This is a genomic window from Nostoc sp. DSM 114159 (assembly GCF_053470285.1).
Genome location: NZ_JBPFEH010000001.1, coordinates 288,680 through 307,063, shown reverse-complemented (window position 1 = coordinate 307,063; position 18,384 = coordinate 288,680). Strand labels below are relative to the sequence as shown.

Sequence of the window (18,384 nt, the reverse complement as noted above, 5' to 3'; positions counted from 1 at the left end):
TCCCCTTTTCTTGGACTTTTGCCAAGAAGTCTAATACATGCCATAGTCCACTACGTTTCAATTAAGGGTTATTTGTGTAGAACATTGGTCTTTTAAGAGGCGATAAATTGCATTTCTACATCAGATTTTATTGCTCATTCTGAACTGTATCGCGCCATAGCCGATAACTTAAACTGCTCATTCTTTGCATCTTGAGACAGGTGCAAAGGATGAGTCTACCTCAGAAATTGAGCTAATTAATATTATTTATCTTGATGACGATCGCTTGTATCTTGCTCAGTTTCTAGTAGCCGTGAAATCAGCATCTCTGGTTTTCTACTAATAACAGACTTAATTTTATCAATAGCAATTACTTCACTGATTTTCACAACCATTTCCCAGAAAGTATCTTCTTCTGTGTCTTTGTTGTAAGTTCTATGTTTAAAGGACAATAAATCATCCCAAACTCCGACAATTGTGGCGAAATACCACTTATCTCTCACTAGTATCCAAATTTCTTGTTCTAAGTAAGTCTGTAGAAGAGGTTTCACAATGACTAAGATATAAAAAATATTGTGCTACATATTAATTAAGTATTAACAGCCAAGACCACAGTTAAAATACTGAAAGTGTGTCAAAAAATCAAAGGCTGCATCATCAAGATGACTGATTCGTTGATCGAGACGATCGCAAACATTGTAGTACTCTGAATCGTAGTTAAAAGCTTTGGCAAAAATCAGGCATAATTTCACCTCTAACTCAGTCTATATCTGTATCCACGTGAAATAGTCGGACTTTTATTTAAAGATGTTTACGCAATCCCCTATCTAAATATGTAAAATGGTCAGCGTATCAAGCTTTGCTTTAGGCGATCGCTTTATGGCCATTACAAAACGGCGGCTACCAACCTTTTTACAGTTTGGTAAAAGTCTCAATCTTTCGCAAAAACTCATGTTCATCGGGTTAGCCATCACCCTATTTTTCATCTTCCTGGCATTTTTCGCTCCCGTATTGCAGGCTTGGGGATGGCTGCAAAACCCCAAAGATTTTCTCTCTAATCCAATTCACGAGCCACCCTCAGCTAAACATTGGTTTGGTACTAGTCGCCTGGGTTATGATGTATTCTCCCGGACATTGTTCGGCGCTCAAGCTGCTTTGCAGGTGGTAATTTTAGCAACGGCACTGAGTATGATTATCGGTGTGCCTTTGGGAATGCTAAGTGGTTATCTCGGCGGTAAATTGGATAAAGTGCTGCTATTTATTATGGATAGCATCTACACCTTACCGGGACTACTGCTGTCTGTGACACTGGCCTTTGTGGTGGGGCGTGGGATATTGAATGCAGCGATCGCTATTAGCATTGCCTACATCCCCCAATACTATCGCGTTGTCCGCAACCACACCGTGAGCGTGAAAACTGAAGTGTTCATCGAAGCTGCTCAAGCAATGGGTGCTTCTACTTGGGTTGTGCTTTCTCGTTATCTGTTTTTCAACGTCATTCAAAGCGTACCCGTCCTATTCACGCTCAACGCCGCTGATGCAATTTTGGTGTTGGGCGGTTTAGGCTTTTTGGGGCTAGGACTTCCCGAAGAAGTGGCAGAATGGGGACATGATTTAAAACAAGCCCTAGAAGCTCTACCTACTGGCATTTGGTGGACTACCCTTTTTCCTGGTTTAACGATGACATTTATGGTGGTAGGGTTATCACTACTTGGTGAGGGGTTAAATGAATTTGTCAATCCTCGATTACGGAGAGAAAATAGAATCCGACAATAGTCATTGGTCGGTCACTAGAGACGCGATTAATCGCGTCTGTACAATGGTCATTAATTTTAGACAAATGACAAATACTTCGACTTCGCTCAGTACAAGTGACAAATGACAAAGGACAAATAAACAATATAGAGATTTGTATGAAAGATAATCTAACGTTAATTGCTGCCGCTACTGGCGGGTTTATCCTTTCCGTTGCTCTTGCTGGTATCTTAAGAGGTGCGCCAATCACGGCTTGGCAAGAGCAATCTAGTGTTCGTACTATGACTGTCGCTAATTTACGAGTCGCACCCAATAGGACAGAAAATTTAGAATATTTTCGTGCCAAATCCTAAAACCCTGACGAATTGTTGATTTTGAACTCAAGATCGGGAATACACAATGGGTGATAACTGTTCACCAATTACCAATGCCCAATGCCTCATACCCAATTACAAATGACAAGTGACAAATGACAAATGACAAAATTCAAGTAATTGGCATTGATGTCGGGGGAACAGCAATTAAGCTGGGGCGTTTTGCAGATGATGGTACTTGTCTGCAATCTTTGACTGTGGGATCTCCTCAACCAACAACGCCGGAAGCGGTGTTGGCGGTTCTGCTAGATGCGATCGCTCAAATCGATCCAGATAATCAAGCTGTTGCGATTGGTGTTGGAACTCCTGGCCCATCCGATGCCGCAGGACGTATTGCCAAAATCGCTATTAACTTACCTGGATGGATCGATGTGCCTTTAGCAGACTGGTTAGAAGCTAAAACTGGCAAACTGACTGCGATCGCTAATGATGCTAATTGCGCTCTTTTGGGAGAAGCTTGGCTGGGAGCCGGTCGCCACTTTCAAAATCTGATTCTGCTAACTTTAGGTACTGGGGTTGGTGGCGCAATTATCCTTGATGGCAAACTATTTATTGGACATCAAGGAGCCGCCGGAGAATTGGGTTTAATTTCCTTAAATCCTGATGGCCCAATTTGTAATAGTGGCAATCGAGGCTCTTTGGAGCAATATGCCTGTGCTACTGCAATTCGCCGCCGCACTCTCAAGGAACCCATCGAATTGGGTTTTCTTGCCCAACAAGGAGATGCCGCCGCATTGACTTTTTGGCAAGAATATGGTGTTAATTTGGGAATTGGTTTGACCAGTTTGATTTATGTACTTACACCACAAGCGATCGTGATTGGTGGCGGTATCAGTGGTAGCTTTGAGTTTTTCTTACCAAGTGTGAAGGCAGAAATTGAGAAGCGAGTGCAGCCTTTATCACGAGAGGGTTTACAAATATTGCCAGCAAAGTTAGGCAATTTTGCAGGAATAGTAGGTGCAGCAAAGTTGGCATGGCAAAACTATTCAAGATTTTAAATTATGGTTCAAACAAGCCCAGCTAGAGACATCTGTCTTTACAAATTAGAAGAAAAATTAGGCTCTAACTAAGAGATAATTTAATTAGTTTTACATTACGTAACATAGTTTAATTTATTCTTGCCCACTTACTTAGCAATTCTGGCTGATGGTGAAAAGTAAGTGAAAAGCAACTATTTAAGCTTGAATAAAAGCTATGTAATGTCAGAAGATGCAGTAAAGATGTTTTTCTGGCAAAAATCATAAAATGAGCATGTTATTCAAAACCAAAGCCAGTCTAATGGCTAAAGGCTTGAAGTATCAACAAAGAGTCAAGCAAACTTTTACCGTAATGCTAATAAGAGCTAGCCATCGCTACGTACTTGTAGCATTGATATTTAGCTTGATAATTCTTGCCTGCATTAACATCTTAAAATCTAACCAATTTTCAGTCACCGAGTCTCCTCTTAACAGTAAAGTCCTGAAGATTTGGTCAGATAAAGGTTACACTTTGGAAGAGGATGAAGCGCTCCAGAAGATCATTAGTAACTGGGAACAGCAAAGCGGCAACACAATTAAACTTACTTTTTATACTAACGATGAATTGCCACAAAAGACTCAAAGAGCACTTCAGGCAGGTAATTCACCCGATCTCGTCATCAATAGCAGTGCTGAGAGGGAGCTGTATCCACGTCTTGCCTGGGAAGGTAAATTGGCAGATGTGTCTGATGTAATTGAGCCAGTCAAAAGTATTTATTCTGAAGGTGTGTTAGAAGCAGTTCGTTTATATAACAACGTTGATAAGAAGTCGAGTTACTATGCAGTCCCAATTAATCAATTAACAATTCACATCTTCTACTGGCGAGACTTACTAGAGAAAGTAGGTCGAACTCAAAGCGATATCCCTAAAAATTGGGATGCTTTCTGGGAGTTTTGGAAACAAGTGCAGGATGATTTGCGCACACAGCAAAAACAGAATATTTACGGATTAGGTTTTCCTTTTTCCACTGGTTCTACAGATACCTACTACTTATTTGAGCAGATTTTAGAAGCATACAATGTCCAAATTTTAGACTCCAAGGGTCAACTTCTGCTCAACGATCCCAAGGTGTATCAAGGTATTGTTAAAAGCTTAGAGTGGTATGCGAAATTTTTCCAGCAGGGTTACGTACCACCAGACGCAGTAAACTGGTTAAATCCAGACAATAATCGCAGCTTGCTCAATCGTGGCGTGGTTATGACGCCTAACAGCTCGCTTTCGATCCCTGCTGCTGTTCGCCAAGATTCTGACACCTATCGTCATAAGCTTGGTATCTTAGAATTTCCGAACAAACCTAATGGTAAACCGATGCGCTTCTTAGTCTCGATTAATGAAATAGTTTTGTTTGCTGAGTCTAAAAACCAGAAGGTAGCCAAAGACTTTCTCGCATATTTAATTAAACCTGAAATCATAGGAAACTATCTCAAAGCTACCGGAGGTCGATATCTACCAGTAATGAAGTCTGTTTGGAAAGATCCTTTTTGGACAAATCCAGCAGATCCTCATCTTTCTACTGCAACTCAAACACTAACTAAAGATACTCGTCCATTTTATATTGTCCAAAACCCTGCTTACAGCCTAGTTTTAGAAGAGAATGTTTGGGGTAAAGCTCTTAATGGAATAGTTGTCAATAGCATATCTCCAGAAGAAGCAGCAGACACGGCAATTGAGCGGATAAAACAAATTTTTGATGAATGGCAGTGAGCGATAAGTAGAATCGCGTAAATATTTGTAGTTGGGATGAGGCAGAAGGCAGAAGTTCTAAAATGTTTGAATGCGTGAATTTTGAATACTTCGGCTACGCGGTAGTTGAGCGCAGTCGAAACTCAGTACAAGTTTTGAATTTTGAATTGTTAATTTTATCTTGTTCTGCTACACAGTAATTTCAAAACAAAGAATATCCTGTTGCTTTTTGAACGTATTTCACAACTTTTTCATAAGATTCAGGATTACTCACAGGGTTGATGATAATAGGAATAGTGCCATCTGGCAACCAAAAAGTTATCCTGCCGTTCGGTTCATGACAAAAGGAACTGATGCAGTTGAGATTAATGACATATTCATTTTTTTCGTAAATTATTTTCACCCAGTGGGCACGCTCTAATTCTAATCCTGTCACACATTCTAAATAATCGATAATTTTTTGATAATCTTCTAGGTTATTTTGTGGATTAATTATTATGGGAATGGCACTATCGGGTAGCCAAAAAGTAACTCTGCCATTCAGTTCATAACAAAAAGCATGGACACGTTCAAAATTTACTACATATTCTTTCCTCTCGTAAAGGATTTTCACCCAGTACGCCACAACATCTCCTCAAGTCCGAAATTTACGAATGATGCACCCTGAATATCCTAATCTACTGAAGTCTTAAGTTAATGTTGCAATTAATTTTGAATTTTGAATACTTCGGCTACGCGGTAGTTGAGCGCAGTCGAAACTCAGTACAAGTTTTGAATTTTGAATTGTTATGACACCTCCAATGGTGTTGGTGTGCTAGATGTCGAAAGCGAAAGAGCGATCGCTGTTTGAATGAATCCTTTAAATAAAGGATGAGGTGTACTGGGGCGTGATTGAAATTCTGGATGAAATTGGCAAGCAAGAAAGAATGGGTGCTTGGGTAATTCCACAATTTCAACTAAACGTCCATCGGGAGAAGTACCACTAATTACATAGCCAGACTTTAACAACAAATCGCGGTAAGCATTGTTGAACTCATAGCGATGTCGATGTCGTTCATAAATTACATCTTCTTGATAGAGCTTAAAAGCTAAAGTATCAGGGAGAACACGACAAGGATATAATCCTAAGCGCATTGTACCCCCTAAATCCACAACTTCCTGCTGTTCTGGCAATAAATTAATTACTGGAGCCGTTGTGTAAGGGTCAAATTCAGCACTATTAGCACCTGTTAATCCCCCTACGTTTCTGGCCCACTCAATCACAGAACATTGCATTCCCAGGCATAAACCCAAGAAGGGGATTTGGCGATCGCGGGCGTATTTAATCGCAGCAATTTTACCATCGACTCCCCGAACCCCGAAACCTCCTGGTACAACTATGCCATCAACACCTTTAAGATAATTTTCGGCTGGTTCTGTTTCCAATTCTTCTGAATTCACCCAACGCAGACGCAGTTTGCCATAAGTGGAGATTGCAGCATGGTTGAGCGCTTCTACTACAGATAAATAGGCATCACTTAACTGTACATATTTACCAACAATGGCAATTTCTACTTCGTGCTTGGGACTATGTAACCGTTGTACCAGGGTTTGCCACTGCGTCAAATCTGGTTTGCGTTGTTCCATTTGCAGCAAGTTCAGCACTTGTTCTGCCATTCCTTCCCGTTCTAGATTTAGCGGTACTTCATAGATACTTTTGGCATCTTGGGAAGTGATAACGCATTCTTCGGGTACATCGCAAAATCCCGACAATTTCTGCTTTAATCCTTTGGGTAAAGGGCGATCGCTCCGACAAACTAAAATATCTGGTTGAATGCCAATGGATCTCAGTTCTTTAACTGAATGCTGTGTCGGCTTAGTTTTCATTTCACCCGCAGAGGCAATCCACGGCACCAAAGTTACGTGCATATACAGCACATTCTGCCGCCCCACCTCTTTACGGAACTGGCGAATTGCTTCCAAAAACGGCAGTGATTCAATATCTCCCACCGTCCCGCCGATTTCTGTAATTACTACAGAAGGATTTGTACTTTTAGCAACTCGCAGAATCCGCTCTTTAATTTCATTGGTAATATGAGGAATTACCTGTACAGTACCGCCATTGTAATCTCCGCGCCGTTCTTTATTAATGACTGCTTGGTAAATTGAGCCAGTAGTCACACAATTTAAGCGTGACATTGAGGTATCGGTAAAGCGTTCGTAATGCCCCAAGTCCAAATCTGTCTCCGCACCATCCTGGGTAACGAATACTTCCCCATGCTGAAAGGGACTCATCGTGCCAGGATCGATATTAATATAAGGGTCGAGTTTGAGAATCGACACCGAATATTCGCGCGACTTGAGCAAACGCCCTAAACTTGCTGCTACAATGCCCTTACCAATACTGGAAACTACGCCTCCAGTAACAAAGATAAACTTAGTCATAGTAGTTTGAATTTCTAACAACTTCTAAAAATACATCCCGTCATTGTGCCACAGTTGTTGTGGTGTCATCTTCTGTGATTTGCTGTGAAAAACCTCTTAGGATTAGTAATATTAGGCTGTATTCTCACCTCCTCGGTAGCATTGGCAGAGCCATCTCTTATTGTGGTTTTTCCCCAGACAAACTACCAGACAAGTGCCCAAAAAATCTTCTTTCTGGGCACTGCACCACCAGATGGTCAGGTTTTGATCAATAGTAAGCCAATTACTCGCAGCAAAGCTGGTCATTTTTCGCCTAGTTTCCCCTTGCATTTGGGGGAGAATCTTTTTACTGTGCGTTACCACAATCAAGAACTTAAAATTAAGGTGATCGGGGTTAACGCTAGCCCTGAACTACCACAGGGGGTAGCTTTTGCGAAAGATTCCCTGACTCCCGCAGTTGACATTGCCAGATTACCAGGAGAAGTAATTTGTTTTAGTGCGATCGCACCCCCTAACGCTAATGTCTCTGTAATCCTGGCTAATCAAACTATTGCCCTTTTACCACAACCTCAACAAGCACAACTACCAAGTAATTTGGCAGCTTTGACAGGTCAAAATCAGCCTCATGCCCAGTCTAGCGTAGGCAACTATCAAGGTTGCACCGCAGTGGCAACAGCCGCCGATCTAGGAAAACCTCAATTTCAACTGACACTTGACGGCAAGACAATAACTCAACCAGGATCTGGTAAGATTGAAATCCTCTCAAGATCGCAGTTGCCAGTTTCTGAGGTTACAGTAGAATCAGGCGTTGCTCGTACTGGCCCTAGCACCGATCATTCCCGACTCACACCACTGCCCAAAGGCACACGCGCAACAGTTACAGGTAGGGAAGGTGAATGGTTGCGCCTAGATTATGGCGCTTGGATTAATAGTAAAGAAACCCGCATTCTACCTGGTGCAGTTCCGCCACAGACAATAATTCGCAGTGTCGGATACCGTCAACTCCCTAGTGCGACAGAGATAGTTTTCCCCTTGCAAGTTCCCGTACCCGTGAGCGTACAACAAAGTGAGCAAACTCTCGCTCTCACTCTCTACAATACCACTGCCCAAACAGACATAATTCGCCTGGATGACAACCCCCTAATTAATCGCCTAGACTGGCAACAGGAAGCTCCAGGACAAGTAAAATACACCTTTAACCTCAAAAAAGCTCAACAGTGGGGATACAAGCTGAGATACGACGGTACAACCCTGGTTTTGGCTTTGCGTCATCCGCCTAAAATCGGGAACACAAGACGAAAGCCATTAGCTAATTTCAAGATTGTACTAGATCCAGGGCATGGCGGTAAAGAATCTGGTGCCAGTGGGCCAACTGGATATTTAGAAAAAGATGTCAATTTGGTAGTTTCCAAGTTGTTGCGGGACGAATTGGTGAAGCGAGGGGCAACGGTGGTGATGACGCGGGAGGACGACAAGGAAGTTTCGTTAGTAGAACGTCAGGCAATTATCAGTCAAGAAGAACCTGCGCTCGCTATTTCCATACATCACAACTCTTTACCCGATGATGGTGATGCCGAAAAAACCAAGGGATTCGGCGCTTTTTGGTATCAACCCCAAGCCCATAGCCTCGCCATATTTTTACAGACTTATGTAGTCAAAAAACTCGGCAAACCTTCTTATGGTGTGTATTGGGATAATCTGGCGCTGACACGTCCGACAGCTGCACCATCGGTGTTACTAGAATTGGGTTTTATGAGCAATCCCGATGAATTTGAGCAGATAGTGAACCCAGAAGAACAGAAGAAAATGGCAAAAGCGATCGCTCAGGGGATTACTGAGTGGTTTAGGAGTGTGAGATAAATTTGCAGGTACAACTAAAGTTTTACCCTGATTGTATTTGGTGGAGTGCGATCGCTATTTTTTCGCTAGTTCCTGCTCAATGTTGCGATCGCTCTTTGTTCAAGCTTTTTGACTTTTATAGTGTATTGCCAAGTATAGCACTTAGTGCTATATAATAAGTGAAGGTAATGACTATAGCATGATAATTTACAAAACCCGATGGTTTGACCGTTGGGCACGCAAAGAGGGTTTAAACGACCTTAGCCTCTGCACGGCTGTAAACGAAATGACGGCAGGACTTTACGAAGCCGATCTAGGAGGCGGACTGTTCAAAAAGCGGATTGCCCGCTCTGGACAAGGTAAGCGTGGTGGCTTTCGTACATTGGTCGCCACCAACAAGGGAGATTGCTGGTTTTTTGTTTTCGGCTTCCCGAAAAACGAGCGCAGTAACATTAACAAAAAAGAAGAAGAAGCATTAAAAAAGCTGGCATCAGTGCTGTTATCTTACACGCTACAGGATCTCGAAAAAGCCAAGCTTGAAGATGAATTGATGGAGGTAATTTGCAATGGCGAAGAAGAAATCAGCGATTCTTGAAGCCGTTCATGAAACGGCTACGGGGCTGCACAAGGCTGGACTGATGGATCAAACTACATTACGTGAATTCGACCGTCTATGTTTGTCTCCAATTGAACAGCTAGAACCTGAGCAAATTAAGGAAATACGCGAATCCTCTCATGTCAGCCAGGCAGTATTTGCTGCGATTTTAAATACAAGTCTATCAACGATTCAAAAGTGGGAAATCGGTCAGAAGCGTCCCAGTGGCACTGCTCTTAAGCTGTTGCACCTAGTTAAGAAACGGGGATTGAATAGCCTGATTGATTAAGGGGTCGTTGGTGGAGTGCGATCGCCTTGAAACATTAATAGCTCTTCTAAATTTGCGATCGCCTATCTCTAATCGTAATAGGATGTAATGGGTTATACTCTGGATTTGGCAGTATATCAATCAAGTAAAATGAAAGTTTAGTCGTTCCTGCGAGGTGTTCGATGACTATCTTTGACCGCCGCCGTCAACTTCAACAACAGATTGCTCAACTTCCAGATGACCAACTAACTCAGGTTGAGCAATATATACTTGTCAATCAACCAAGCACAACGATGTCAAAGTCTATCTCTATCTGTGTTGTATAGATTTGAGGCTTTTCTCTGGGTGTTTTTTGGCTAAGTCCTATTAATGAATTCTCTGGATTCCTTGGTTTCCAACTCTCAAGATTTTCTCGAATAGACACTAATTCCCTAATATATTTACTCACTTCGATTCTTTGACTTTCGAGAGTATTAATAACCTCATAAGCTTCTACTTCCCTTCTTTGTCGTTGCTTAAGTAAAGAGTCAAATTCATGTTGAAACCTATTAATGTAGTCATTGATTTGCTTCTCAGCTTTACGAAAATCATCTGATACTTGTTGTTCAATAACACGCTGAAGCAACTTTAGGTTTCTCTCTACTTGTGAGTCAATCTTTTGCTGAATTCTTTGAGAAGTCAATCGTAAATCAATTTCATAGTAAAATACTGTTTCCTCATACGAAATATCTACTTCATAGACTTTATCTGATTGACAGCATTGGCTATTCGTCCTTGATTCCTTCTTACTTCTAGTAAATACTTCTTGCTGATGTTGAATTTTAGCATCAATCCCAGAAAATTCAAAGTCAGGAAATTGAATTGTATTATTACCTATTTCTACTTGCAAATCGATTTTAATAGACTCAGATAGTTCGTCAGAAATAGCCTGTATTTCTCGTTTAATTTTTTGAACTAAACCTTCACGAATTATTGTTGCCTCTCTAACTAGTCTGTCCTGAGTATCTAACCAAAAACTTTGTATTATAGGGGTGCAATACTCATTAATGGTTTTACCGATTTTCTCAGCCTCGTTTTTGTTTTTGACCTTGATTTTATAGGAATCATAACTGGAAGAATCTTCAAATAAAGAACTGAAATTATCCCACATATATGTGAGAAGATTTTGATTATTTTTGTCCTTTAAAACATTTTTAGATTGATTTTCAGCCAGTCTATCAATTTCTGATTCTATGCGTTTTTTAGCAGTTTCGGCAAATTTATTAATCCCTTGGCTAAACGTAGTGATTAATGTTTGCTTTTGTGCTTGTACGGACTTTTTTACACTATTAACCTGAGATTGGGCTAAATCAGAATGTTTTTTGTACTCTTCTACTTTTTGTTGCAGTTCCTCAACTTCTAACTGCCAGCATCCGATATCTGTAATAAATGTCTCATCAATAGCTTTGGCTGTTTTGTCCAATTCATATAAAACATCACTCAATAAATTCAATCCTGAATTTTGAGTAATAGTTTGAATTACTGTCTCTTGAATTATCGGAATCCTACTATCATTTAAAGCTTGTGGTGCAATTTCTTCTGGTAAGGGAATGACATCCCTTCCTTTTTCATCTATTTGGGCATATTTAGCACTAAAAAAATGTTTAAAGTCTTTAATATGACTATCAGTTGCCTTACCTTGTTGAATAAGCTTGGATAACAACCCTTGCCATCCACTAACTGAATCAATTCTTGGTTCAGGTATACCAAATTCAATTAAATCTATTCTTAAAGATTCTATAATATCTGCGACAGGTCTATCTCTGTCTGCTTTTCTATCTACTTTATTAAGAATAAAGTAAATCTTACCTGTATTCTCTGCTAAAAATTCTTTCCGTTTCTCAATTAACTCTTTAAGCAATTCTGAGTTCGTGTTGTCCCTAAACGATGTGTAATCCAGAATGAATAATATAGCATCACAAGTTCGGAGAGCTTCTAAAGCAGTCTGCTTTAAAGAAGTTGTGTTAAACGAGACAGATTCCCACTCATTGGGGCCAGGAGTATCAACTAATGTGAAACCTGCCAGTGATGGCATTGTACTAATCGCTTCAATGGGATGTTCTAATTCAAAGCGTGTAGTATTATCTTGATTAGATTTAGCTCGAATCTCATGGGTACGCTCTAAAAATCTTTGCCGAATTTCGCTTGCTTCACCTTCTATTAAAACTATAGGTTCTCGTTTACCTGCTTGATATTCTAAAAGTCTGGGTGTTTGTCCAGCATCAATTGGACGGATATCTGTGCGACAAACTGTGCAAGCTTCTGCTTCACTTGCTAACACATCTGCACCAATTATGGCATTCAAAAAGGTACTCTTACCTGCTTTCATTGCTGCAATGACAGCAACCTGATATTTTTGTTCGGCTAAGGCTTTTAAAGCTTTGGTAAGATTATCTTCAACGCTCTGTAATCCTTGGGTACTATCTCCTTCTTTTAACCGTCCAGCCCGAAGTTCTTTCAAGTAATTTAAGAGTTGATTACCAGTATCACGAATTCTGTTATAGGTTTCTTGAAATTCTTGTTCAGGCATATTTTTAGGTTCTAGTTTCATTGGAATTACCTCCTCGTTTATATTTGATCGATTTGAAACATCTACTGGTTCCCGAATGATTTCGCGTTGAACAGCAGCAATAAGATTGCGTGCATAATAGTCACTTGGTACACAAATTAACTCTTCATTTATTTTGCAAAGAACATTATTTGTAAATTCTACTGCGTTGACAAATCCCTTCAAAGCAGCTTCTGTTGGATCTCTATCAATATCCAACATCAAAGAAATCAGACTATGCTGTAATCTAACTGCTAAACGCAAACAATCTTTTTCAACTTCATCTAAAGCGTGCTGGTGAGTTAAACCAAGAATCTGCTTTTTGCTTTCATCAGCTAGTTCATAGTATTTTTGCTCCAAGTTTGTATATTTATCAGCTAGTTCATTTGCAACAGTCCTATGATGTTTGGCAGCTTGTCTATCACTTTCCCCAACAGCGTGAGTAGTAAAAGCACCAACAACTGCTCCAACAGCTAATCCAAGAGCGCCGAAAATAAAAGGAAGCATAAAAACGATGTAATCCTCTAAGATTTAATTCCTATTGTTCTGTGAGAATATGAGGCACTTGAGAACCAGCAAGGAATTTACTATCTGCTGATGTTAATCCTAGAGATTGGGCAATAGCGACTGATTCACGTAACCGTTGCATAGCCCCTTCTATCCCCGGTACAATTGGGCGATTTGTAATTTCTTGATTAATTGCTTCTGCTTCAGCCAAAAATTCTAGATTTTTCTGGTGTTCATAAATTAGTTCATTTTCAATTGCTTGTAATCTTTCTAATTCTTGTTGAGTTAAAGATTCATAATAGATTTTCACCGTTTGTTTATGGTCATCGAGGATTTTGAAAAACTCATAAACCATACCCGCAGTTCCAACAACAGCTAAAACTGGTGCGGCTGCGGTTAAAGCGATCGCAATTGGTGGACAAGCTGCTGCTACTGTTGTGGTTACAAACGCTGTCACACCCCCAACTGTGCCACCTTTTACGGTATCTTTCAGTGTTTCTATAGCGGCTTCTTGTGCAGAAATTTCACCCCGAACTACGCGCAACGCGTTGGTTAGTAACGAAAATGGTGCTGTCGTCGCTACACCAATGGCTGCTCCCAGAGGCGCTGCTTTCACACCTGCTTTGACTGCACCTGTTAGGTTCTCAAAATGCCATTTAGCATCTAGTCTCATTTGCTCCTGCAAAGTCATGGGTTTATCGCCACGGGCTAAATTATCTTTGGCGTTTTCCCACTTGATATTTTTGGGATCGTTTGAGCCGCCTTTGCTATGCGGTTTGATATGACTAGCGTGCTTATCTGATAGGTATTTTTGGGTATTAACATCAGTAGATTTGCCATCAATCTCTGCTCTTTGAGATGGAGGGATTTTATCTAACATTTCTTGGGCTTGCACTCTAGTTCTTATCGGATCGCCAGGTCGAATCCCACCTTTATATAATCTACGGGCTGCACTTAAGGATAAATCCTGTAATTGGGTATGTTGAACGTTAATGTTAGCAGCAGCGTTAAAAGCGGAATTACGCTCTTGTTCGTCAGACATGGGTAAACCAATCTAGTGTGATGTATTAGCTTATTTTCTTATGGTTCCCATTTGAAGATAGATGCGATCGCCCCACTGCCAAACCTATAAAATGGAGCCATGCAAAAGATAGCAAAAATAGCCTTCAAGTTCTTGAAAGGTGCGTTGGCGTAGCCCCTCGTAGACATCGCTGATTTACCTACTACTGAAAAGCTGTTTGAAGTCTGTGGTAAGCTTTTGCCTGTGATTACTAAGTTTTTCGACTTAGGTAGTTGAGTGTGATCGGAAAACTGGGGTGGTATGGCAATATCAGCAAGTGTTTCACTCATACTTTGAAAAGTATTGCAGCTATTTATATAGTCTTTAACGCTTTCCATTAGGTATTACGAAGTAGTATAACACCTTGATATATCTTGATTTCAGTGCTTTTACCCTGCCAGAACCCTTTGATTGCGAATAAAAATATATGAAATCTTATATTTTGAAACTGTATGTATTTGAAAATAGGCGGCATAGTAGGAGCGATCGCTATTTTATTAAGTAATGGTAGTGCGTTCACCGGAGGTGTTGGCGCAGCCATCGCTCAAGATGCAGAAAGATATATTACTGTAGGGCATGATAAATTGGGAAACAGGGTAGCTCTGGACACGGAAACGATTAAGGGCACAGTATACAAGCTTTACGGTATCTATGGAGATGGCATCTTCGAGACTACCTTTGATGCATCGTGCAAAGAATCGCGGCTGTTTCGCAATCGCATTGCAATTTACGGCCCAGAAGGACAGCTACTTGAAGAGGATAAAGAAAAAGGAGAAATCCCTTTTGTAGCAAGTTCTTCACCAGGCAAAGGTATGAAAATTGTTTGTCAAAAAATTGGTGCGAGTGGTTGGTAGTTGCTCAATATTTTATGAGTAGGGAATGGGGAATAAGCAATGCACAATGCCCAATGCCCAATTCCCAGCTAAAAAATACTAAGGACAAAACAACGTGTCACGCGTATCTCGTCCTGTAATCGGATTAGTCCCTTTGGCAAGTTTGCACAATTTTTTTTGCTCATCAGGACGCAGCAGCGTATCGGTAAAATCTGCCCCATCAATGATTGCACCATCAAATCTGGCGTTAGCAGCAAACGCACCCTCCAACAGTGCATTTGTCAAATTTGCTCTGACTAAACGAGCCGAATCTAAAGTCGCATTTCTCAAATCAGAACCCTCCAAATTCGCAGACTCTAAATTTGCTGCAAAAAAGCTAACACCGTTCAAATTAGCTCGGCTGAAGTTGCTCTGGCGAAGATTAGCTTTGGTAAAGCTAGAGTCTGTTAAATCACGTCCTGAAAAATCAGCCTCAACCAAAATTTCTTTATTATATTCAAGTGCCAAAGCTGTTGGAGCAAAACCGACCGTTGCGGCGATGCTAACTATTCCCCAAAGGAATAAGCTGAGTATACTTGCCCAAATCCGGGCGCTTAACTTAGAATTCATTCTATTTTTAGCCAATGGCGAACCCTCCTCCATCTCATTATCCTTGAGTCAGAGATGTTAGCGCAAAAATCCTTTAAAATTCATCAACTTTCTGGAATGCGGTGGTGGCATATATGTCGAACATCACTCTTTTATGGATATTTACCCAAATTATGTTTACTTCAATTTGACTGTTGGGAATGCCACGCCAGCAAGGGAAGAATAAGCACATCATGGAAGGATGAATTTCGGGTAACTACTAGAAACTCTTATTTTGCTGTTGAATTAAATAACCGAGAATACTAAAGTTTATATGCATTGTCCAAATAGTGGTCAATTAGGAGAAGACCTAGTAGCCCAATGGTTGCAATCTACAGGTTGGATAATTCTTCATCGTCGCTTTTCTAGTCGCTGGGGGGAAATTGATATCATCGCTGAATATGATAGAAAAGTAGAGCAAGCAGGGGAGCATACAACTCTTGGAGAGGCTACGCCAACGACTACGCTCAGTAACCGTGGAAACAAGGGAGCAGTAGGACAACTCAGAACTCAGCACTCAATATTGGCATTTGTTGAAGTCAAAACCCGCAGTTCAGGTAGTTGGGATACTGGGGGAAGAAGCGCAATCACTCCACAAAAGCAAGCAAAAATCTGGCGTACAGCTGGTATGTTCTTAGCCCAGTATCCTGAGAAGGCAGATTATTCTTGTCGATTTGATGTTGCTATTGTCTACTGTCAAAGGATATCAAAAAATCTGACTGGGGTTACAGCAAATCAGGAAGCTCTAGCTACTTCATCAGTACCCGGATATAAGTTGAAGCTGCAAGAATATATTCTGGCAGCTTTTGACTCTTCAATTGAGAATGGTTAATTGGTAATCGATAAAATATCTTAATTACCAATGACCAATAATTTTGTAGTAGCGTTACAACCAAATAGTTTCACGCCAGAGTTTCTGGACAGTAACCTAAGCCCCGGACAAACTGCTGCCGGAACGCTTCAATTTCGTCTCTTTCTGGGCTACCATGAGAAACGATCGCTACCTGATAACGACGCATCACATCCACAGGGCACTGTCCAGCTTCCAAACTCCAAAGTGCCATTTGCACCCTCATTGGCGGCTCATAGCTAATTCCTAATTCATTTAGAAAAGCCCGAAAGTCGCCATCTTCTTGGGGCGAGACTTGACCTTTGAGTTTGATCCTAACCACCCAGCCATCAATTTGATGAATTACGGTGACGAACGAAACTGGTGTCTGGGGTCTAGCGTGGAGGTGTTGAACGACCCTCAGGGTTAGACTGGCATTTGCCAGATAGTACAAGTATTCCATGTTTGTTGGTGCTTGGGATCAAAGCCAATCCTACATATCTATATTCGTCAATCAGTGCCTGTTCCCGGTAGGGTAAAAGCCCCCGTTTTTAGATGGGGAGGTTTACCCAATTTTTATGTTAATTTTTCCGTGTTACTTAATAGTAACAATCTTATAGCCTAGCGGCAAAACTGAGTAAAGATGCCTTAAAGTTCCTTTAGAAGGTAAAACTTAACTCAGCCTTTTTAAGAGAGTATAAATACTAAATAAACCAAAAACTAGTACAAGTAAATTTGAAAGATACATCTAGCCCACAAGAAAAAAATTTTGAATTAGATTGCTCGGTAGCTGGCTATGACTACACACTACCTCCAGAACTCATTGCCCAAAACCCAGCAGTTCCTAGAGATACTTCGCGGTTACTGGTAGTTGATTCTCCGACTACAGGCATCGAAACAGCACCTCTACACCATATTTTCCATGATTTGCCTGCACTGCTGCGCTCTGGTGATTTGTTGGTTATGAACAATACAAGAGTCATTCCAGCGCGGCTTTATGGTCATAAATCCACTGGTGCAAAAATCCAGGTGTTGCTGTTGGAAGAACGGCAACATAACTGTTGGTTAGCTTTAGTTAAGCCAGGAAAAAGCTTCAAACGGGGAGCAAAGATTATCTTTGAACCAAGGGAAGCGGGGATTGGGCATTTAAAAGAGGCAGAGGGGCGGGGTGCGGGGGGCAGAGGGGAAAATTCTCCTTTACTTCCCTTCGGCTACACTCACGGCAAGCCTGCTCCTAGCCCCCAGCTAACGGCTACGGTTCTAGAAACAGATGCAGCAACCGGAGGGCGTTTGTTGCAATTTGATGTGCCAGAGGGAAAGACTTTGGTGCAACTGTTAGAGGTGTTTGGTGAAGTACCGTTACCACCATACATTACTACCTCAGAAGCAGCTGATGAGCAGTATCAGACAGTTTATGCTAAACAGCCAGGAGCGATCGCAGCTCCGACGGCAGGATTACACTTTACCCCAGAATTATTACAAAAGTTGCGCGATCGCAATATTAATCAAGCTTTTGTGACGCTACACGTTGGTGTCGGCACATTTCGCCCTGTGGAAGTAGAGGACGTAACTACCCATCAAATGCATGAAGAATGGATTGAAGTTCCCGCCGCTACAGTAGAGCAAATCCGCGCTACGAAAGCAGCTGGCGGGCGGATTATTGCTGTGGGAACAACGGCAGTAAGGGCTTTAGAAGGGGCGGCTCAATCTGGTAATTTACAACCATTTTGCGGAAAAACAGACTTGTTTATTTATCCTGGCTACCAATGGCAGGTAGTAGATGGTTTGATTACGAATTTTCACTTACCGCGTTCTAGTTTGTTGATGTTGGTAAGTGCCCTAATTGGCAGACAACGATTATTGAATATATACAACGAAGCGATCGCTCTTGGATATCGCTTTTATTCATTCGGTGATGCCATGCTAATTTTGCCGTCAGCTGTGGGAGTGGAGAGTGGGAAGAGACGCGATTAACCCTTGTCTGTACAAGAATTAGGAGTTAAAAGTTGGAAATTGGGAATTTTTTCA

The 18,384-nt window shown here is 41.2% G+C and carries 18 protein-coding genes; 10 read left to right on the top strand and 8 right to left on the bottom strand.

Annotation, left to right across the window (positions count from 1 at the left end; genetic code table 11):
* Nucleotides 1-242 precede the first annotated feature (242 nt).
* On the bottom strand, nt 243-530 hold the full coding sequence (locus tag ACR5KR_RS01175) for a hypothetical protein (protein ID WP_445628130.1): 288 nt from the start codon (nt 528-530) through the stop codon (nt 243-245).
* Nucleotides 531-858: 328 nt separating this feature from the next.
* Between ACR5KR_RS01175 and ACR5KR_RS01170 the strand changes: the two genes are divergently transcribed.
* From ACR5KR_RS01170 to ACR5KR_RS01155, 4 genes are all read left to right on the top strand, one after another.
* On the top strand, nt 859-1,755 hold the full coding sequence (locus ACR5KR_RS01170; RefSeq protein ID WP_375471655.1) for an ABC transporter permease: 897 nt from the start codon (nt 859-861) through the stop codon (nt 1,753-1,755).
* Between the two features lie 137 nt (nt 1,756-1,892).
* Complete coding sequence (locus ACR5KR_RS01165; RefSeq protein ID WP_322670426.1) at nt 1,893-2,087, top strand: hypothetical protein; 195 nt, start codon at nt 1,893-1,895, stop codon at nt 2,085-2,087.
* Between the two features lie 116 nt (nt 2,088-2,203).
* The gene (locus tag ACR5KR_RS01160) at nt 2,204-3,106 is read left to right on the top strand and encodes an ROK family protein (RefSeq protein ID WP_448265142.1); all 903 of its coding nucleotides are present in this window, start codon (nt 2,204-2,206) and stop codon (nt 3,104-3,106) included.
* Between the two features lie 247 nt (nt 3,107-3,353).
* The gene (locus ACR5KR_RS01155) at nt 3,354-4,829 is read left to right on the top strand and encodes a sugar ABC transporter substrate-binding protein (protein ID WP_448265141.1); all 1,476 of its coding nucleotides are present in this window, start codon (nt 3,354-3,356) and stop codon (nt 4,827-4,829) included.
* A 181-nt stretch (nt 4,830-5,010) separates the two neighbouring features.
* On the opposite strand, the gene ACR5KR_RS01150 is transcribed toward ACR5KR_RS01155, so the two are convergent.
* Together ACR5KR_RS01150 and ACR5KR_RS01145 are read right to left on the bottom strand one after the other, a co-directional pair.
* Nucleotides 5,011-5,433 carry a hypothetical protein gene (locus tag ACR5KR_RS01150; RefSeq protein ID WP_445628133.1) on the bottom strand — a complete coding sequence of 141 codons (423 nt, stop codon included), beginning with the start codon at nt 5,431-5,433 and terminating at the stop codon, nt 5,011-5,013.
* 161 nt (nt 5,434-5,594) lie between these two features.
* Nucleotides 5,595-7,232 (bottom strand): CTP synthase, encoded by a 1,638-nt coding sequence (locus ACR5KR_RS01145; RefSeq protein WP_445628134.1) that lies wholly within the window; start codon nt 7,230-7,232, stop codon nt 5,595-5,597.
* A gap of 84 nt (nt 7,233-7,316) precedes the next feature.
* Between ACR5KR_RS01145 and ACR5KR_RS01140 the strand changes: the two genes are divergently transcribed.
* From ACR5KR_RS01140 to ACR5KR_RS01130, 3 genes are all read left to right on the top strand, one after another.
* Nucleotides 7,317-9,071: an N-acetylmuramoyl-L-alanine amidase gene (locus tag ACR5KR_RS01140; protein WP_448265140.1), complete on the top strand. Its 1,755-nt coding sequence runs from the start codon at nt 7,317-7,319 to the stop codon at nt 9,069-9,071.
* A gap of 178 nt (nt 9,072-9,249) precedes the next feature.
* Nucleotides 9,250-9,645 carry a type II toxin-antitoxin system RelE/ParE family toxin gene (locus tag ACR5KR_RS01135; RefSeq protein WP_448265139.1) on the top strand — a complete coding sequence of 132 codons (396 nt, stop codon included), beginning with the start codon at nt 9,250-9,252 and terminating at the stop codon, nt 9,643-9,645.
* Nucleotides 9,617-9,934 (top strand): helix-turn-helix domain-containing protein, encoded by a 318-nt coding sequence (locus ACR5KR_RS01130; RefSeq protein WP_448265138.1) that lies wholly within the window; start codon nt 9,617-9,619, stop codon nt 9,932-9,934. The genes ACR5KR_RS01135 and ACR5KR_RS01130 overlap by 29 nt, the downstream gene beginning before the upstream one ends.
* A gap of 256 nt (nt 9,935-10,190) precedes the next feature.
* Here ACR5KR_RS01130 and ACR5KR_RS01125 read toward each other — a convergent pair whose 3' ends face one another.
* The 3 genes from ACR5KR_RS01125 to ACR5KR_RS01115 are packed head-to-tail and all read right to left on the bottom strand — an operon-like array spanning nt 10,191 to nt 14,357.
* Entirely contained in the window at nt 10,191-13,007 is a 2,817-nt protein-coding gene (locus ACR5KR_RS01125) for a dynamin family protein (RefSeq protein ID WP_448265137.1), read from the bottom strand.
* A 31-nt stretch (nt 13,008-13,038) separates the two neighbouring features.
* Complete coding sequence (locus ACR5KR_RS01120; RefSeq protein ID WP_448265136.1) at nt 13,039-14,049, bottom strand: hypothetical protein; 1,011 nt, start codon at nt 14,047-14,049, stop codon at nt 13,039-13,041.
* A 38-nt stretch (nt 14,050-14,087) separates the two neighbouring features.
* Nucleotides 14,088-14,357 (bottom strand): hypothetical protein, encoded by a 270-nt coding sequence (locus ACR5KR_RS01115; protein ID WP_448265135.1) that lies wholly within the window; start codon nt 14,355-14,357, stop codon nt 14,088-14,090.
* A gap of 162 nt (nt 14,358-14,519) precedes the next feature.
* Here ACR5KR_RS01115 and ACR5KR_RS01110 point away from each other — a divergent pair, with 162 nt between their 5' ends.
* Nucleotides 14,520-14,921: a hypothetical protein gene (locus ACR5KR_RS01110; protein ID WP_448265134.1), complete on the top strand. Its 402-nt coding sequence runs from the start codon at nt 14,520-14,522 to the stop codon at nt 14,919-14,921.
* A 78-nt stretch (nt 14,922-14,999) separates the two neighbouring features.
* On the opposite strand, the gene ACR5KR_RS01105 is transcribed toward ACR5KR_RS01110, so the two are convergent.
* Nucleotides 15,000-15,509 carry a pentapeptide repeat-containing protein gene (locus tag ACR5KR_RS01105; protein ID WP_445628141.1) on the bottom strand — a complete coding sequence of 170 codons (510 nt, stop codon included), beginning with the start codon at nt 15,507-15,509 and terminating at the stop codon, nt 15,000-15,002.
* A gap of 292 nt (nt 15,510-15,801) precedes the next feature.
* Here ACR5KR_RS01105 and ACR5KR_RS01100 point away from each other — a divergent pair, with 292 nt between their 5' ends.
* Nucleotides 15,802-16,359: a YraN family protein gene (locus tag ACR5KR_RS01100; protein WP_448265132.1), complete on the top strand. Its 558-nt coding sequence runs from the start codon at nt 15,802-15,804 to the stop codon at nt 16,357-16,359.
* 70 nt (nt 16,360-16,429) lie between these two features.
* Here ACR5KR_RS01100 and ACR5KR_RS01095 read toward each other — a convergent pair whose 3' ends face one another.
* Nucleotides 16,430-16,819 (bottom strand): hypothetical protein, encoded by a 390-nt coding sequence (locus ACR5KR_RS01095; protein WP_012412259.1) that lies wholly within the window; start codon nt 16,817-16,819, stop codon nt 16,430-16,432.
* A 245-nt stretch (nt 16,820-17,064) separates the two neighbouring features.
* On the opposite strand from ACR5KR_RS01095, the gene queA reads away from it, so the two are divergent.
* Entirely contained in the window at nt 17,065-18,330 is a 1,266-nt protein-coding gene (gene queA, locus ACR5KR_RS01090; RefSeq protein ID WP_448270042.1) for a tRNA preQ1(34) S-adenosylmethionine ribosyltransferase-isomerase QueA, read from the top strand.
* The last annotated feature ends 54 nt before the right edge of the window (nt 18,331-18,384 follow it).

Coding starts and splice junctions, on each gene's coding strand:
- ACR5KR_RS01170 (WP_375471655.1), top strand. CDS start 859: ATGGCCATTACAAAACGGCGGCTACCAACCTTTTTACAGTTTGGTAAA.
- ACR5KR_RS01165 (WP_322670426.1), top strand. CDS start 1,893: ATGAAAGATAATCTAACGTTAATTGCTGCCGCTACTGGCGGGTTTATC.
- ACR5KR_RS01160 (WP_448265142.1), top strand. CDS start 2,204: ATGACAAATGACAAAATTCAAGTAATTGGCATTGATGTCGGGGGAACA.
- ACR5KR_RS01155 (WP_448265141.1), top strand. CDS start 3,354: ATGAGCATGTTATTCAAAACCAAAGCCAGTCTAATGGCTAAAGGCTTG.
- ACR5KR_RS01145 (WP_445628134.1), bottom strand. CDS start 7,232: ATGACTAAGTTTATCTTTGTTACTGGAGGCGTAGTTTCCAGTATTGGT.
- ACR5KR_RS01135 (WP_448265139.1), top strand. CDS start 9,250: ATGATAATTTACAAAACCCGATGGTTTGACCGTTGGGCACGCAAAGAG.
- ACR5KR_RS01130 (WP_448265138.1), top strand. CDS start 9,617: ATGGCGAAGAAGAAATCAGCGATTCTTGAAGCCGTTCATGAAACGGCT.
- ACR5KR_RS01125 (WP_448265137.1), bottom strand. CDS start 13,007: ATGCTTCCTTTTATTTTCGGCGCTCTTGGATTAGCTGTTGGAGCAGTT.
- ACR5KR_RS01120 (WP_448265136.1), bottom strand. CDS start 14,049: ATGTCTGACGAACAAGAGCGTAATTCCGCTTTTAACGCTGCTGCTAAC.
- ACR5KR_RS01115 (WP_448265135.1), bottom strand. CDS start 14,357: ATGAGTGAAACACTTGCTGATATTGCCATACCACCCCAGTTTTCCGAT.
- ACR5KR_RS01110 (WP_448265134.1), top strand. CDS start 14,520: ATGTATTTGAAAATAGGCGGCATAGTAGGAGCGATCGCTATTTTATTA.
- ACR5KR_RS01105 (WP_445628141.1), bottom strand. CDS start 15,509: ATGAATTCTAAGTTAAGCGCCCGGATTTGGGCAAGTATACTCAGCTTA.
- ACR5KR_RS01100 (WP_448265132.1), top strand. CDS start 15,802: ATGCATTGTCCAAATAGTGGTCAATTAGGAGAAGACCTAGTAGCCCAA.
- ACR5KR_RS01095 (WP_012412259.1), bottom strand. CDS start 16,819: ATGGAATACTTGTACTATCTGGCAAATGCCAGTCTAACCCTGAGGGTC.